We start from the raw sequence: 14,994 nt of genomic DNA, 5'->3' as shown, positions 1-14,994 counted from the left end.
GATAAACACCTCGGTCAGTCCCCTCTCCACTGAGAGAGGGAGCCGACCGCGAAATACTCACGATCTACGCCGACCTGAAAGAAATTCTGTGAATCCATAATCGTCACGGTCTTTCAGGTCGATGTATGGCGATAAAACACCTCGGTCAGTCCCCTCTCCCTCCGGGAGAGGGTTAGGGTGAGGGGGCTTTCGGCTCAGAGGCTGATCGCGTTGGTAAACACCAGGCGATTGCCGAACGGATCGGCGATGGTCATGTCCTGGCTGCCCCACGGCATGGCCTGAATGCCCGGGTGCGAGAACTTGTAGTTCTTGGCCAGCAATTGCTGCTGGAACGCCTCCAGTTCATCGGTCTCGATCCGCAGGGCCGAACCCGGTGTTGCATCGCCGTGATGTTCAGACAAATGCAGCACACACTCGCCACGCGAGACTTGCAGATACAACGGAAACCCGGGTTCAAAACGATGCTGCCAATCGATCTTGAAACCGAGGAAGTCGACATAGAACTCCACAGCCTTGGCTTCATCGAAAATCCGCAGGATCGGGGTGGTTTTGCCGAAGCTCATGGGGTGCTCCCTGACTGATTGGCCCCGCAGTGTAGCCGGGGTAGATGTCAGCAATTCGGCTTGGTGATGGCTTTCTTTAATTGCAATGTGCCATCACCGTGACGCAGTCAGCAAAATTCAACGAAAGCCGTCGCGCAGATCGCCCTCACGCGCCAGAAACCGCCCTGCCCTTTGCCCGTTGGCCTGACCGTCGCGATAACTCAGCACGCCGTTGATCCACACGCCATCGATGCCTTGGGCGGCACGCTGCGGGTCGGTGAAGTCCGCCACGTCATGCACCGTTGCCGGGTCGAACAACACCAGATCCGCCCAGTGTCCTTCGCGAATCTCGCCCCGCTCCTTCAAGCCGAAACGCGCTGCCGACAGGCCGGTCATCTTGTGCACGGCGGTGTGCAGCGGAAACAACCCGACATCGCGACTGAAATGGCCGAGCACCCGTGGAAAAGCCCCCCACAGGCGTGGATGGGGAAACGGGTCTTCCGGCAGGCCGTCGGAGCCGACCATCGACAGCGGATGTGCGAGGATGCGGCGCACGTCGCTCTCGTCCATGCCGTAATACACCGCGCCGGCCGGTTGCAGGCGTCTGGCGGCATCGAGCAGTGACATCGTCCAGTCGGCAGCGATGGCGGTCAGGTCACGGCCGCTGACTTCCGGGTGTGGCGTCGACCACGTGATGGTGATGCGGTGGGCGTCGGTGACCTGCTTCAGATCCAGCGTCGAAGAGCTCGCCGCGTAGGGGTAGCAATCACAGCCGACCGGCTGGGTTTTCGCCGCCTCTTCCAGCGACGCGAGCAACTGCGGACTGCGCCCCCAGTTGCCCACGCCGGCACACTTGAGGTGGGACACGATCACCGGCGAGCGGGCGTGACGGCCAATGCGGAAGGCTTCGTCCATGGCCTCCAGCACCGGTTCGAATTCACTGCGCAGATGGGTGGTGTACACCGCGCCGAATGCGTTCAGTTCTTCGGTCAGTTGCATGACTTCTTCGGTGGACGCCGAGAACGCACTCGCATAGGCCAGGCCTGTAGATAAACCGAGGGCGCCCGCCTCCAGACTTTCACGCAACTGCTTGCGCATCGCGGCGATTTCATCGTCAGTCGCGGTGCGAAACAGATCATCGAGGTGATTGCTGCGCAGCGCCGTGTGGCCGACCAGTGCCGCGACGTTCAGCGTGGTGTTGGCTGCTTCGATCGCCGCTCGATAATCGCTGAAACGCGGATAAACGAACGCCGCCGCCCTGCCGAGCAGGTTCATCGGATCCGGCGGATCCCCCCGCAAACTGACTGGCGCCGCGCTGATCCCGCAGTTGCCGACAATCACCGTGGTCACGCCCTGGCTGAGCTTGGGCAGCATCTGCGGCTGGCGGATCACCACGGTGTCGTCGTGGGTGTGCACGTCGATGAAACCCGGCGCCAGCACTCGGCCGGCGGCGTCGATTTCATCGGTGGCGCTCACATCGCGCAAGTCACCGATGCGCGCAATACGGCCATCGAGGATTGCCACGTCAGCGGTATAGCCGGGGCTGTTGCTGCCGTCGATGACCAGAGCGTTGCGAATCAGTGTGTCGTACAGCATGTCAGTCTCCGGCGGCAGCTCGGCGTCAGTGTCTGCCTTTGATCAAATGGTGATCGAATCCTTGTTCGATCAGGTAGCGCCAGGCTACCTCGACTTCATCGGGAATCACCTGTTCGACCTGAAAGCCCAGCGAAGGGTAAACCATGATCCGGTGGATATCCCCGACCATTTCGTCGATCAGCCCCAGGACCCCGATCAGGTTGCTGACCTCCCCCGGAAAACCGAACGACGGCGCATCCACCCAGGCCTCAAGCCCGGGCCATTGAACGGGCAAGGTCAACGCCACGCGCCGGATCGAATTCGGCTTGGTCAGGAACGTCGCCCGACGCACGTCCGGGAACAACTCCCTGGCAAACGCGATGTTCTCGGCGAAGTTGGTGGCACGGGATTCGAGGGTGAACTGCTCCGGTGATACACCTTGAATCATGGCCCGTTGCGCAAAAATATCGGCTTCGGTCCGCTCCCACAAATGCTTCGTCCAGTTGCCGGTGTTGCCGGTAAACAACAGATGCGGGGCGACGCCTTTTTTCAGCAACTGACAGGCGTAATCGCAGACCCGCAGGTCGTAGGAGCCACACACCACGATTAGCTCACAATCACGGTGCTGGCGCCCTGCTCCGAGGAAATTCCACAAGACGGTCGCGTGTCGCAAAGTCGGCGTCATGAGCGTGCAAACCTCTGGGCAACCTGCCCGCTGATAAACAGACCACCGTCGGCATAGACGTGTGTATCCACCCCGCCCTGCGAGACCGGGAGCGCCGTGAAATCCGCGTACGTCCGCAGTGCCCCGTGAGCGCTCAGCGTCGGATCGTCGCCGATACCGATGCACAGCGCGCCGCTGCTGACCGCCGACTGCACGCCGCTGACGGAGTCTTCGAAAACCAGGCATTCATCGCTCTGACGCTCCAGTCGGGCGGCGGCCAGGCGATAGGGATCGGGAGCCGGTTTGCCACTGCGCACATCGTCGCGACAGATGATGCAGTCGAAAACCGACGTCAGGTCGTGTTGCTGCAGGACGTGGTCGACTCGCGCCCGCCAACTGCTGGTCACCAGCGCCAGTGGCACGCGCCCATTCAATTGGGCGATGAACGCAGCGACGCCCGGCACCAGAGGGCAAATCGAAACCTCTTCGATGGCATCGACTTCTTGCTTGATGGTCATGCGCTGCTGTTCGTCGAACTGACCAAACAGGGCCTGCAGGGTGTAACCGCCCGGGCGGCCGTGAATGTGGTCGTCGATGAAGGCCTGATCGACGGCAACACCGTACTTGCGCGCCACCGTCGTCCAGGCCAGTTCGATGACCTGGCGCGACTGGATCAGCACGCCATCCATATCAAAGCAGACGGCTGTAAACGTTCGTTGTGTCATCGGTTGCACTTCGCATTTTCTGGTGAGCAATGAATGCCAGCACGGTTCCCATCAGGGCAAACAGCGCCATGACATACCAGGACCATTGTGGCTGCGTCTCGTACAGATACCCGGCAAAGGGTGTGGCCAAACCCATGGGCAAGGCAACCGCCAGCGAGTAATAGACACCCTGGGTAAACACCTGGATATCCGGCGGAGCATGGTCGCGAATGCAGCGCATGATCGCTGAGTGGTACGCCGCGAAACTCAAGGCGTGCAGACATTGCCCCAGCAGGATCACCGGCACCGCATCGCTGTCGGAAAACAACGCCCAGCGCGCCGCCGCACAGACACTGGAAAACATCACGATGGATAACGGCGAACAGAACGACAGGACTTTGTTGGAGAACGCGAAATAGGTGATTTCCGCGATCACCGCCACTGACCAGAACACCCCGATGGCAGTTGAAGAGTAGCCCTTCACACCCCAGCCGATCGAAGCCGTGGAAAAGTACAGGGTGTGACTCAGTTGAATAAAACTGGCGGCGGCAATCGCGATCAGCAGGCCCTTTTGGGCGAACAGCGCCTTCCAGTCGGGGCGCTTCGTCGCATGCTCGGGCGGTTGTAGATGCGCCAGCGTGACCTGACGCTTTAGCCACAGACACGCAAGTGCGGTAAGCAACATGCACACCGCAATCACCACCGGCACCCATGACTGGCTGTACTGCGCAAACAACAGGCCGCCGAGGGTCGATGTCAGGATAAAGGCCGAAGAGCCCACCGCTCGAACCCAGCCGTAGTTCTGCAGGGCTTGTTTGTCACGCTTGAGCAGATAGGACTCGGACAATGGCAGCACCACCATCCACAGCCCGCCAAACAGAATGCTCAGGCACACGAATCCCCACAGGTGCACCGGCATGAAATAGAACAGCAACGTACAAAACGCTGCCGAGAAACCGAGAAACGCCGCGAGCCGCAGTTGGTCCACGCGCCAGTCGGCCACGTAGGTGATCAACACTCCGGTTACGACCTGGGGCCAATAGACCGCCGCGATCAGCAAGCCAATCTGGCTGGCGCTGAAACCCAGCGAATTCAGCCAGGTCGGCCAGAACGGATAGATGATCCCTTCTGCCGCAAAGAACCCGAAAAAGATCAGATACATGAATCAACCATACGCTCGACACTCCTGAGCAGGGCTCCAGCGGAGCCCTGTAACCATCCATCCATTATTCGAAGCGTTGTTGGGTGAAGCTGTTTTTGCCTTTGCGCCAGACAATCAGTGATTCACTCATCACCACCAGATCGACCATCCCTTCTTTCAACGCATCCAGTGCATCCTGAGGCGAACACACAATCGGCTCTTCGTGCCGGTTGAACGAGGTGTTGATCAACGCTGCCTGACCGGTCCGCTCATGCCAGGCATTCAACAGGCGATGCATGAACGCATCGCGCTCCGGGCGAATGATCTGCGGCCGCGCCGTGCCGTCGATGTGCACCACCGCCGGACTGGCCTCGCTGAACTGCGGATGACAATCGTAGGTCATGGTCATGGTGTCTGCCGCCACTTGGTCCTCATCCCAGCCGACGTAGCAGGCCGCTGCCTGTTCGATGGCGGTGACCGGGCCGAACGGCATGAACTCGGTGCGGTGCATGCGTTTGTTCAGCCAGTCGTTCACTTCGCCGTCCTGCGCGTGATAAACGATGCTTCGGTTACACAGTGAGCGCGGGCCGAACTCCATCTTGCCCTTGAACATGCCCAGCACCTGGTTTTCCATCAGTGCGTCGGTCAGCACGTCGATGATGTTCGACGGTGTGTGATAACCGAGTTCAGGGTAGTCGCGATGGATCAGATTGATGTTCTGCGAAACGCTGCGCGATTCCGGGCCGAGGGTCATTGCCGGGTTCTTGAAGCGGGTGCCGTTCTCCAGATACGCCGCCCCGACGGCCGCCGCCAGTGCCAGCCCGCCATCGCCCATGCACGGCAGCACATAGACGTTTTTCACGCCGGGAATCTCGCGCAGGCGCTGGTTGAGCTTCACGTTGCCAAACACACCGCCGGCCAGGCACAGGTTGGCGCTGCCGCGTTGTTCCAGATGATGTTTGACGACCGCCACCAGCAAATCTTCGGAGTGACGCTGCACGGCGGCGGCGATGTCCTCGGGGGTTTCCCGGGAGAACAGGGTTTCCAGTGATTCGCTGTAGTTGTTGTAGGACGGCAGGAACAGGTCGCCACAACTCGCCTTGATGCGCCCGTCTTCGAAACGGATCATCTGCTGCATCACCCCCAGCAGCTTCTGCGGATCGCCGAATGCGGCCAGGCCCGTGACCTTGCCTTCATGCCGGTTGGGTTTGTAGCCCAGCAAGTGGGTGATCCGGCCGTAGAAGTAACCCAGGCTGTCGATGCTGGTTTCGCGCTGCAGCACGGTGGTTTCGGTCGGGCTGTACCAGGTGACGGTCAGGGACTGGAAGTCGCCGCGCCCGTCACAGGTCAGGGTCAAGGCCTCATCGAACGGCGAGCAGACATAGGCACCAAGGGCATGACATTCATGGTGGTCGATGTAATACGCCTTGCCGGCCAGGCCATTGGCGGCAATGTACTGATCAAATTCGGCGCGCTTCTCTTTGTCGTTGCGGACTTCATCGGTGACACGCTGGCGGAACTGCGTCAGGCCCTCGGGGTTGTTCCGGACCTCCTCGACGATCCGGTCGAAATACAACTCAAGGTGTTTATCGGCGTTGAAACCGGCATTCCATCCGTAAGCCACGTAGTCGAGATCTTCCAGCGACACGCCAGCCTGGCTCAACACAAACTCGATGGATTTGGCGGGCCAGATCTTGTGGTCCTTGATGCGGGTGAAACGCTCTTCGCTGACTGCCGAGAGAATCTGACCATCGCGTACCAGGCAAGCGCCCGACAAATCGTTATTGGTAATGCCCAAAATGACCATAACTACTCCTTGTTCTTGCCAATTTCGCGGATGAGTGTGCCCACGACCGAAGAGCGCAATGCTCCGGCCAAGGCGCTTGGCGCCGTGTCATGAACCGTGAGGAGGCGAAATCGTCTGGTTCGCCCGGGATATGCCTTTACGAGCAGGCAGCAGAGGTGCGTATTGCCATCGCAAATTCCTTTTTGCAGAAAAATTCCACGGGCGTTACCCACCGACCTGGCCTCATGGCCAGACAACCAGTGGGTGCCCGCTATCCTACAAACCGGCCAGCTGCGTTGGCCATGTCTGTGCGGGGACCAGACTAGTAGGAAATTTCTGAACGTTTCGATGAGCCTCGGCACCCTGTCCTTCTTTTCCGGGGCACAAAAAAACCTGTGGGAGCCGGTTGGCTCCAACAGGTTCAAGAATGGTGTGTGGGCTCACACCATTTCGTTGCGAATCCAATCAACCACCGACGTGCGCTTTGGCGCCCAGCCCAACAGTTCGCGGGCGTTTTTGCCGCGTACCCGGCTGTTGGAGCCCAGGCCATAGTTGGCCATTTCGTAGCCCCACTCGGCTTCGGCGTCTTTCAGCGACCAGTCTTGCGGCTGGCCCAGGTTCAGGGCTTCGGCCATGGCGGTGGTCATGTCGATGAACGACGCTTCGCCGCTTTCGACAAAGTAGAACGTGCCCGGGACGTTTTTGGTCAGGGCCAGCAGGTACAGCGCCACCACGTCTTCGATGTGCACGTTGGACCAGATGTTCTGGCCGGTGCCGACGTGACGCACCACGCCGCTTTTGCGTGCCTGTTTCAACAGGCGCGGCAACTGCACGCTGTCGCGATTGACGCCCAGGCTGTGGCCGTAGATCAGGGTGTTGCAGATGACGGCCGAGTTCACGCCGTCCTTCGCAGCCGCGAGGATCAGGTTGTCGATGGCCACCCGTGCGGCCTTGTCGACGGTGGGCTCCGGCAGGTTGTCTTCGAAGTAAATGACTTCGCTGGATTTACCGCCCGAGGCATCGCCGACGATGCTCGAACCGCTGGTGTGCAGGAACACTTTGTTCGAGCCGCGCAGGGCATCGAGCAAGGCTTCGACGGCGCCGCGATGGTCGCTGCTGGCTGCGTTGATCACAGCGTCGGCGGCGCGGGCCTGCTCGGCCAGCAGTGCCTTGTCGTCGAGGGTACCGATCACCGGGCTGATGCCCAGTGCTTTCAACTCATCAGCCTGCTCGGCGCTGCGCACCAGACCTGTGACGGTGTGCCCGGCCTGGATCAGACCGGTGGCGATGGAGCCGCCGATAAAACCGGCAGCGCCGGTGACGAATACGTTCATGGAGAAACTCCCTGCGTGAATAAATGATGGAGCGAGTATCGACCGCCGAGCCCGGTGGAAAAACCCGCCCTCAACCAATTCACTCTTGCGCAGGGATCACGAATCAGCCTTTGAAATCGGCGCTGGCGTAAGCCGCCAGTTTGCTCTGGATGAAATCCAGGAAGCACTGAATTCGCAGCGCCAGCTGCGAGTTGCGGTAGTACACCGCGTTGATCGGCTGGCGATAACCGCTGTTGAATTCCGCCAGCAACACCTTGAGGCGCCCGGTGCGAATGTCGTCGATGGTCATGAAATGCGAAAGACAGGCAATGCCCTGGCCTTCCAGCGCCAGATGCCGAACCGTCTCGCCGCTGGAGGCGCTGATCGCCGGGGTGATCGGCCAGCGATCGCCGTGCACATAACGCAGCGGCCACTGGTTGAGGCCTTCGTTCTGGGTGAAGCCGAGCAAGATATGTTGGCTGAGGTCAGCCACTTCGACCGGCGCGCCGTGCTTTTCCAGATACGCGGGGCTGGCGACGATCAGCAGCGGACTGCAACCGAGCGAGCGGGCATGCAACGTCGAATCGGCGAGGGTGCCGATGCGGATGGCGACGTCGGTGCTTTGTTCCAGCAGGTCAATGATCAGGTCATTGCTGTTGAGTTCGAGCTGGATGTCCGGGTACAGCCGCCGGAATTCGTCGATGTACGGCACGATGGCGTGGAGCATGAACGGCGATGCCGCGTTGATGCGTAGTCGTCCTGACGGGGTTTGCTGGCGCGAGGAGAGGCGCTCTTCCAATTGATCCATCTGGTCGAGAATCAGCTTGGCCTGTTCGAAGAAATACTTGCCCTCCTCGGTCAGGTCCATGCGCCGCGTGGTGCGGTTGATCAGCGTGGTGTCGAGCTTGGCTTCCAGCCGCGACAAGGTGCGACTGACCGCCGACGGCGTCTGTCCGACCTGCTCGGCGGCGGCGGAGATCGAACCGCATTCGATCACGCAGACGAAAATCTGCAACTCATCGGATCTGGCTTTCACGGGTGTCCTCGAATCGAAAGGCCTGCTGCGCAAGCTCAGGCCTTCGATAGTAGCCGAGCGTCAGGCCTTGAGGCCAAACACCTCGCTCAGATGCTGCTCGTAGCGCGCCACGTCCGCCTCGATGTTCGGGCGCTTCATCACGTCCACACAGAGGAACGTTGGCAGGCCGGTCATGCCGAGGAACTGGTTGGCCTTGTGGAACGGAAAGTACACCGCGTCCACACCTTTGGCTTCGAAGAAGTCGGTCGGATCATCGAACGCCTGCTGCGGCGCGTTCCAGGTCAGCGACAGCATGTACTGCTTGCCCTGGATCAGACCGCCGCTGCCGTACTTCTGCGACGAGTCGGAACGGGTGCGACCATCGCTGGCGTAGAGGCTGCCGTGGCCTTCGGTGAAGACTTCGTCGAGGTACTTTTTCACGGTCCACGGCGCGCCCATCCACCAGCCCGGCATCTGATAGATGATCACGTCGGCCCAGAGGAATTTGGCGACTTCTTCGGCGATGTCGTAGCCCTCGTCGATGAAGGTGGTCTTGACGTCGACACCGCCGCGATCCAGCACGCTCAGCGCCGCTTCGTGCAGGGTGGTGTTGTAGCGACCGTCGGAGTGGGCGAATTTTTTACCGCCATTGAGCAACAGCACTTTTTTCATGGGAGAGCCTCGATCGGATTCCGATGCGCAGCGCAGAGCGCTGGATGGAGAAGGGGAAAAATTGAATGGCGGCAGATTAGCGATCCACCTCGCGCGGAATAAGCCGCGGTTGCGCAAAATTCATTTGAGTAAAACGCACGAATCGATTGCCGATTGTTGCCTTAGGATTGGCCGCCATCTGAATCTGAGGAGTTTTTTGCGATGAGCGAACGCCAGGGTTTCATCCTGCACGCCAAGACCCGCCCGGAAAAAGCCGAGGCCTTCGAAGCGTTTTTCCGCGCTTATGTTGAGCCGAGCCGCGCGGAACCCGGCTGCATCGAGTACCACATGCTGCGCGACAAGGAAGATCCAACCCTGTTCATCTTCTACGAGATCTGGGAAAGCCAGGCGCATCTGGACGTGCACTCGAACCTGCCGCACATGCAGCAATTCCTGGCCCAGCGCATGGAGTATCTGGAGCGGGATTTCGATATCCGTCCGATCGACATGCTCAGCGATTCGTCCGCTAACCGCTGATCAACAGATGGGCGCCGAGCGCGCCCAGACCAATGAAGAAAACCCGCTTGAACAGCACGGCGCTGATGCGCTGGCGCAGCCATTGGCCGAGCAGCATGCCAAGCATCGCCGGGATCAGCGCCAGCAAGGAGGCGCTCAGTTCCGCGCCGCCAAGTGAACCGCGCCAGAGCAATCCACCGGCCAGCGCCAGGGTCGACACGGTGAAGGACAGGCCCAGCGCCTGAACCAGTTCATCGCGGCTCAAACCCAAGGCCTGCAGGTACGGCACCGCCGGAATCACGAACACGCCGGTGGCCGAAGTGATGACGCCGGTGACCACGCCACACAGCGGCCCCAGCCACGGTTCATGGCGGCGACTGACACTCAGCGTCGGCAGGAACAATCCGCTCAACGCATAAAGCAATAACGCCGCGCCGAGCCCGCGCACCACCCAATGCCCGCCTGCCATGCCGACCCACAAGGTGCCGATGGCCGTACCGAAAAAGATCGCCAGCAGCATCGGCCACAGCCGTTTCACCAGGCCGCGCAAATGCCCGCCGAACGCCAGTTGCCAGACGTTGGTCAAGGTTGCCGGAATGATCAGTAACGCCGCAGCCTGCGACGGCGCCATAGCCAGACCGAGCAGGCCCATGGCGACGGTGGGCAGGCCGAGGCCGATCACGCCTTTCACCAGACCGGCGATGACGAAGGTCATCAGCACCAGCAAAGACAGGGCCAGACCGAGGTTTTGATAAAAATCTGCGAATGCGTTCATGGCGATACTGTGCGCCTGCGCGGGTGAACTGAAAATCTGTCATACACTGAGGCAGCCTCTCGCCCTGACTGAGGCTAGTAGATTTTTTGCGGCCACTGGCCTCTTCGTCGGATCGCCGCCCGGACCAAGCCCGCTCCCACAGTGTCTGTGTTGTACGCAGAACTTGTGTTCGACATCGGACCTGTGGGAGCGGGCTTGCCCGCGAAGGCGTCGGGGCTGACACCACTGATATTGAGGCTGTCCGGAATGCACTTCGACCTCACCGACCTTCGCCTGTACCTGCACATTCTCGACAGCGGCAACATCACCGCCGGCGCCGCCCGCAGTCATCTGTCGCTGCCGGCAGCCAGTGCGCGGATCCGCGCCATGGAAGCGTCGCTGGGCACCGAGTTCCTTGAGCGCGGGCGCCGTGGCGTTACGCCGACGCCGGCCGGCAAAGCCCTGGCGCAGCACGCACGCGTCTTGCTGCAACAGGCCGAACGTCTGCAACAGGACCTGGCCGAATACGCGCGCGGCGTCAAAGGCCAGGTACGTCTGTTGTGCAACACCACGGCGCTCAGCGAATACTTGCCGGAGGTGCTGGCGGATTTCCTGCGTGAGCATCCCAATCTCGATATCGATTTGCAGGAGTTGCCCAGCGCTCGCATCACCCATGCCTTGCGCCAGGGGGCGGCTGATCTGGGCATTGTGTCCGACGCGATCGACACCACCGACTTACAGACCCGAGACTTTCGCGACGACCCACTAGTACTGATTCTGCCTCTGGAACATCCACTGTCTGACGCGACGGAAGTCAGTTTCAGCGACGCTTTGCGTCACGACTTCGTCGGGCTGCATGCCGACAGCGCGCTGGCGGTGTATCTGGAGGAACAGGCGCTGCACAGCGGCTCGCGAATGCAGATCCGCATCCGTGCCGATGGTTTCGATGGCGTAATGCGCATGGTGGCCCGAGGTGCCGGTCTGGGCATCGTGCCGCTGGCGGCGGTTCAGCGTGCCGCGCCGCAAGCCTTCAAGACCCTGCCGATGAATGAAGCGTGGGCCAGGCGCAAACTTTTGCTGTGCGCCCGGGACTTCGCCGCACTCCCCGCCTACGCCCGCGCCTTGCTGGACGCCTTGACTCTGCCCTGAGGGGCAGACTTTACCCTTGAGGTTTCTTCTTCAGGGACAGTCATCATGGGCAAGCGAATCCTGCTGATTCTCGGCCATCCATCCAGCGAAAGTTTCTGCGCCGCACTGGCCGGACACTACCTGGCCTCGGCCCGAGAAGCCGGGCACGAGGTGCGACAACTGTTCCTCGGCCAGCTCGATTTCGACCCGGTTCTGCGCGACGGTTACAGCCGAGCTCAGACACTTGAACCGGATCTGCTCCAGGCTCAGGCCGACTTGCTGTGGGCCGAACACCTGACGCTGGTGTACCCGATCTGGTGGGGCGGGATTCCGGCGCTGCTCAAAGGTTTTTTCGACCGGGTCCTGCTCCCGGGCTTCGCGTTCAAATACCGCGAGGGCAAAGCGTTTCCCGACAAACTCCTGCACGGTCGCAGCGCCCATTTGCTGGTCACCATGGACACGCCGCCCTGGTATTACCGCTGGATCTATCGCATGCCCGGCCTGCATGAGGTGCGCAAGAACACACTGGCGTTCTGCGGTATCGAACCCCGGCGCACATTGACCTTCGGACCAGTGCTCGGCGCCAGCGACCATCAGCGTGAAACCTGGCTGAAGCAGGCCGGTTCCATTGCCCGCCATTGAGTTTTCCGTTATTGCTGCGAATGTCCGCTGACGGAGAAAAAGGGATTTGCACATGTACATCGGCCAGGCCGCACAACGTTCGGGAACCACGATCAAGACCATCCGCCATTACGAATCGATCGGTCTGTTGCCCGAGGCGCGGCGCCAGGGAAAATACCGGGTTTACGATCCGCAGACGGTCGAACTGCTGAGCTTTATCAAGTGTGCCCAGGCGCTGGGTTTTCGCCTGAGGGAATTGCAGACGATCTTTGCCGGCCACCCCGAATTGACGCCCTATGAAAAGGCCCGCCACGCGATTGCCGGCAAGCAGCAAGAGATCGCAGCGCAGCTCCTCACGCTCACCCGACAGCAAGAGCAACTGAGCGCGCTGGAAGTCAGTCTTGAACACGCGCAACAGCAATGCCTGTCGAGCGTATCGACTGCAAAATAAGCACAAGGAATAGCTTGCAAGGTACGTATACATACGTACTATATCGCCAGAGCGAACGTGTTGCCCGATACCCGTTTTCGCACAACGACAACGGACAAGGAAGAACGGATCGGCTCCATTAAACCTACATGGAATGAGGTGACGCGATGGTTGATTCAACGGAGTTTCGTAATGCAATGGCGATGCTGGGGAGTGCCGTCACCATCGTCACGACCGATGGCCCTGCGGGGCGTTTCGGCTTTACCGCCTCGGCGGTGTGCAGCGTGACGGACTCACCGCCCACGCTGCTGGTGTGCGTCAATCGCTCGTCGTCCAATCACGAGCATTTCAAGACCAATGGCGTGCTGTGCGTGAACGTCCTGACCGGCGATCATCAGTCGACATCAGGGGCGTTCGCCAATCGGCAGTTGAGCATGCAGGAGCGTTTTTCCAGCGTGAATTGCCAGACTCTCAAGACCGGTTCGCCGGTGATCGAAGAGGCGCTGGTCAGCCTCGATTGTCGGGTCAGCAAGGTCGATGAAGTGGGCACCCACAGCATCTTCTACTGTGAAATCCTCGAACTGCAGCAACACAGCGAGGCCACGGAAGGCCTGGTCTACTTCAACCGCAGTTACTACCGTCTGAACGACGAACTGCGCCTGGCACCCGAGCAGTGATCCAGACACCCGCCGGCATCGCAGATTGCTAGCCGGCGGGTCATGACAGGGATGTAACCATGCTATTCAATGAAGACAACTTCGCGGATATCGACCTGAACCTGATCATCATTTTCCTGGTGCTGTTCCGCGAACGCAGCGTGTCACGCACGGCCGAACGACTGCACGTCAAACAACCCGCCATCAGCGGATCGCTGGCACGCCTGCGCAAGCGGTTCGATGATCCTCTGTTTCTGCGTTCATCCAGAACCATGCGCCCAACCTCGAAAGCCGAGGAACTGGCGCAAGCGCTGACGCCGGCTATCAAGCAAATCGAAGCGGTCATCCGGCTCTGAACAAATTGCGAAAAAAAACCTGCGGGAGTTCGCTCCCGCAGGTTTCATTTTGTCAGGCCGATTTGAGCGCCTGAGCGTACTCGACCCGTGCCCAGAACGCCGGCAAAAAACACTCGCTGACCAGCAGCGCCGAGCCATTGCGGGTGAAGCGCGAACGCCGGGCCAGCAGACGTTTGGCCTGCGGCGCGTAGCGATAGGACAACGCCGCCAACGGTGCGCCGGGGGGCAGCAAGGCGCACTGGAAGGGCTCGCGCAGAGTTTGCTCCGACGTGTAGAGAATCTCCGCCAGCGGTCGACGACCATAACCGTTGAGATCCGACCAATCGCCATTCAGCGCCGGCACGCTGGTCAGGCTGCGCGCAGTGACGCAGGCCTCGCCATCCAGTTTCATCACTACCTCGCGCACCCAGCCGATGGTCATCGGCGGCACGTTCAGCGCTTGCGCTTCTTCAGGATTGAGCGGGCCATGGGACTGCTCGACCACTTCGATTGAATAGTCGCCCATGGCTTTCAGACGCGGGGTCAAGGCCCCGGGCAAAAACAGCCAGTGATGCTCGGAGCCGGTCAAATCCGACAGGGGTCGCGACGACCAGTAATGACTTGTATCCATACCCGCACACACCTTCCTGGTGATGGTGAATTGATTGGTTGCCGTGGAAGGCCAACCCTTCACCGGCGGTGTCTGTCACTCGGTTCCGTTTTCTTCGGTCACTTCGTGTTTGCTGATGACGCTGATGGTCTGTTCATCGGTCTTGACCGCCGACAGCAGCGAATCGAGCAGGCCAGGGAAACGCACGTCCATGTCTTCACGACGCAAGGACAGCAGGTTTTCCCGACCGTAGGGGCGTTGCCAAATCAGACCGCTGTCGCGCAGAACCCGCCAGTGGTGGGTCATGGTCGACTTCGATGCGCCCTTGAGGATCCGGCCGCATGGGTGTTCCTGGCCATCGGACAACACTTTCAACACGGTCAGGCGTAGCGGGCTTCCCAATGCATTCAGCACATTTTCCAGAAGGATCTGATCCTGATTGGGATGATTCGGGACGTTCATAGGTAGGTACCCTTGATGATATAGGCGGGAAAAATCCGTCTTGTATTCGTCTATACGAGAACAGTAAGACTATACACAAGATGCTTTTTTC

The 14,994-nt window shown here is 60.2% G+C and carries 18 protein-coding genes; 6 read left to right on the top strand and 12 right to left on the bottom strand.

Going from position 1 to position 14,994, the window contains the following annotated elements:
- Nucleotides 1–194: 194 nt before the first annotated feature.
- The 9 genes from ACW9HX_RS19635 to ACW9HX_RS19595 form a co-directional block, all read right to left on the bottom strand.
- Nucleotides 195–563 (bottom strand): glyoxalase superfamily protein, encoded by a 369-nt coding sequence (locus tag ACW9HX_RS19635; protein WP_169428769.1) that lies wholly within the window; start codon nt 561–563, stop codon nt 195–197.
- 117 nt (nt 564–680) lie between these two features.
- Entirely contained in the window at nt 681–2,138 is a 1,458-nt protein-coding gene (locus tag ACW9HX_RS19630; protein WP_457381882.1) for a D-aminoacylase, read from the bottom strand.
- Between the two features lie 25 nt (nt 2,139–2,163).
- Nucleotides 2,164–2,802, bottom strand: a complete 639-nt coding sequence (locus tag ACW9HX_RS19625; RefSeq protein WP_457381881.1) for a YdcF family protein — start codon at nt 2,800–2,802, stop codon at nt 2,164–2,166.
- Nucleotides 2,799–3,506, bottom strand: a complete 708-nt coding sequence (locus ACW9HX_RS19620) for an HAD family hydrolase (protein WP_457381880.1) — start codon at nt 3,504–3,506, stop codon at nt 2,799–2,801. Before ACW9HX_RS19620 ends, ACW9HX_RS19625 begins: the two co-directional genes overlap by 4 nt.
- Nucleotides 3,472–4,647 carry an MFS transporter gene (locus ACW9HX_RS19615; protein ID WP_457381879.1) on the bottom strand — a complete coding sequence of 392 codons (1,176 nt, stop codon included), beginning with the start codon at nt 4,645–4,647 and terminating at the stop codon, nt 3,472–3,474. The genes ACW9HX_RS19620 and ACW9HX_RS19615 overlap by 35 nt, the downstream gene beginning before the upstream one ends.
- A 64-nt stretch (nt 4,648–4,711) precedes the next feature.
- Nucleotides 4,712–6,433, bottom strand: a complete 1,722-nt coding sequence (locus ACW9HX_RS19610; RefSeq protein WP_457381878.1) for a carbamoyltransferase family protein — start codon at nt 6,431–6,433, stop codon at nt 4,712–4,714.
- Between the two features lie 419 nt (nt 6,434–6,852).
- Nucleotides 6,853–7,746 carry an NAD-dependent epimerase/dehydratase family protein gene (locus ACW9HX_RS19605; protein ID WP_457381877.1) on the bottom strand — a complete coding sequence of 298 codons (894 nt, stop codon included), beginning with the start codon at nt 7,744–7,746 and terminating at the stop codon, nt 6,853–6,855.
- 103 nt (nt 7,747–7,849) lie between these two features.
- On the bottom strand, nt 7,850–8,761 hold the full coding sequence (locus ACW9HX_RS19600) for a LysR substrate-binding domain-containing protein (protein WP_457381876.1): 912 nt from the start codon (nt 8,759–8,761) through the stop codon (nt 7,850–7,852).
- 60 nt (nt 8,762–8,821) lie between these two features.
- Complete coding sequence (locus ACW9HX_RS19595; protein ID WP_457381875.1) at nt 8,822–9,412, bottom strand: NAD(P)H-dependent oxidoreductase; 591 nt, start codon at nt 9,410–9,412, stop codon at nt 8,822–8,824.
- Nucleotides 9,413–9,613: 201 nt separating this feature from the next.
- Here ACW9HX_RS19595 and ACW9HX_RS19590 point away from each other — a divergent pair, with 201 nt between their 5' ends.
- Entirely contained in the window at nt 9,614–9,928 is a 315-nt protein-coding gene (locus ACW9HX_RS19590; protein WP_457381874.1) for a putative quinol monooxygenase, read from the top strand.
- Here ACW9HX_RS19590 and ACW9HX_RS19585 read toward each other — a convergent pair.
- Complete coding sequence (locus tag ACW9HX_RS19585; RefSeq protein WP_457381873.1) at nt 9,918–10,682, bottom strand: sulfite exporter TauE/SafE family protein; 765 nt, start codon at nt 10,680–10,682, stop codon at nt 9,918–9,920. The two genes, ACW9HX_RS19590 and ACW9HX_RS19585, sit on opposite strands and share 11 nt — an antisense overlap.
- Before the next feature lie 246 nt (nt 10,683–10,928).
- On the opposite strand from ACW9HX_RS19585, the gene ACW9HX_RS19580 reads away from it, so the two are divergent.
- The 5 genes from ACW9HX_RS19580 to ACW9HX_RS19560 all read left to right on the top strand — a co-directional run bounded on the left by ACW9HX_RS19580 (nt 10,929) and on the right by ACW9HX_RS19560 (nt 13,852).
- Entirely contained in the window at nt 10,929–11,810 is an 882-nt protein-coding gene (locus ACW9HX_RS19580; protein WP_457381872.1) for a LysR family transcriptional regulator, read from the top strand.
- 45 nt (nt 11,811–11,855) lie between these two features.
- A complete protein-coding gene (locus ACW9HX_RS19575) occupies nt 11,856–12,431 on the top strand; it encodes an NAD(P)H-dependent oxidoreductase (RefSeq protein WP_457381871.1) in 576 nt (191 codons plus the stop codon).
- Nucleotides 12,432–12,483: 52 nt separating this feature from the next.
- Nucleotides 12,484–12,861: a MerR family transcriptional regulator gene (locus ACW9HX_RS19570; RefSeq protein WP_457381870.1), complete on the top strand. Its 378-nt coding sequence runs from the start codon at nt 12,484–12,486 to the stop codon at nt 12,859–12,861.
- A 146-nt stretch (nt 12,862–13,007) separates the two neighbouring features.
- On the top strand, nt 13,008–13,517 hold the full coding sequence (locus ACW9HX_RS19565; RefSeq protein ID WP_007953834.1) for a flavin reductase: 510 nt from the start codon (nt 13,008–13,010) through the stop codon (nt 13,515–13,517).
- A 59-nt stretch (nt 13,518–13,576) separates the two neighbouring features.
- Nucleotides 13,577–13,852: a helix-turn-helix domain-containing protein gene (locus tag ACW9HX_RS19560; protein ID WP_085713206.1), complete on the top strand. Its 276-nt coding sequence runs from the start codon at nt 13,577–13,579 to the stop codon at nt 13,850–13,852.
- A gap of 52 nt (nt 13,853–13,904) precedes the next feature.
- On the opposite strand, the gene ACW9HX_RS19555 is transcribed toward ACW9HX_RS19560, so the two are convergent.
- The gene (locus ACW9HX_RS19555) at nt 13,905–14,462 is read right to left on the bottom strand and encodes a chorismate--pyruvate lyase family protein (RefSeq protein WP_457381869.1); all 558 of its coding nucleotides are present in this window, start codon (nt 14,460–14,462) and stop codon (nt 13,905–13,907) included.
- A gap of 75 nt (nt 14,463–14,537) precedes the next feature.
- Nucleotides 14,538–14,903 carry an ArsR/SmtB family transcription factor gene (locus ACW9HX_RS19550; protein ID WP_085713204.1) on the bottom strand — a complete coding sequence of 122 codons (366 nt, stop codon included), beginning with the start codon at nt 14,901–14,903 and terminating at the stop codon, nt 14,538–14,540.
- Between the last annotated feature and the right edge of the window lie 91 nt (nt 14,904–14,994).

It is taken from the genome of Pseudomonas sp. SDO52101_S400 (assembly GCF_054071635.1).
Note: the sequence above shows the minus strand (reverse complement) of the source record. Positions and strands in the feature narration are given on the sequence as shown.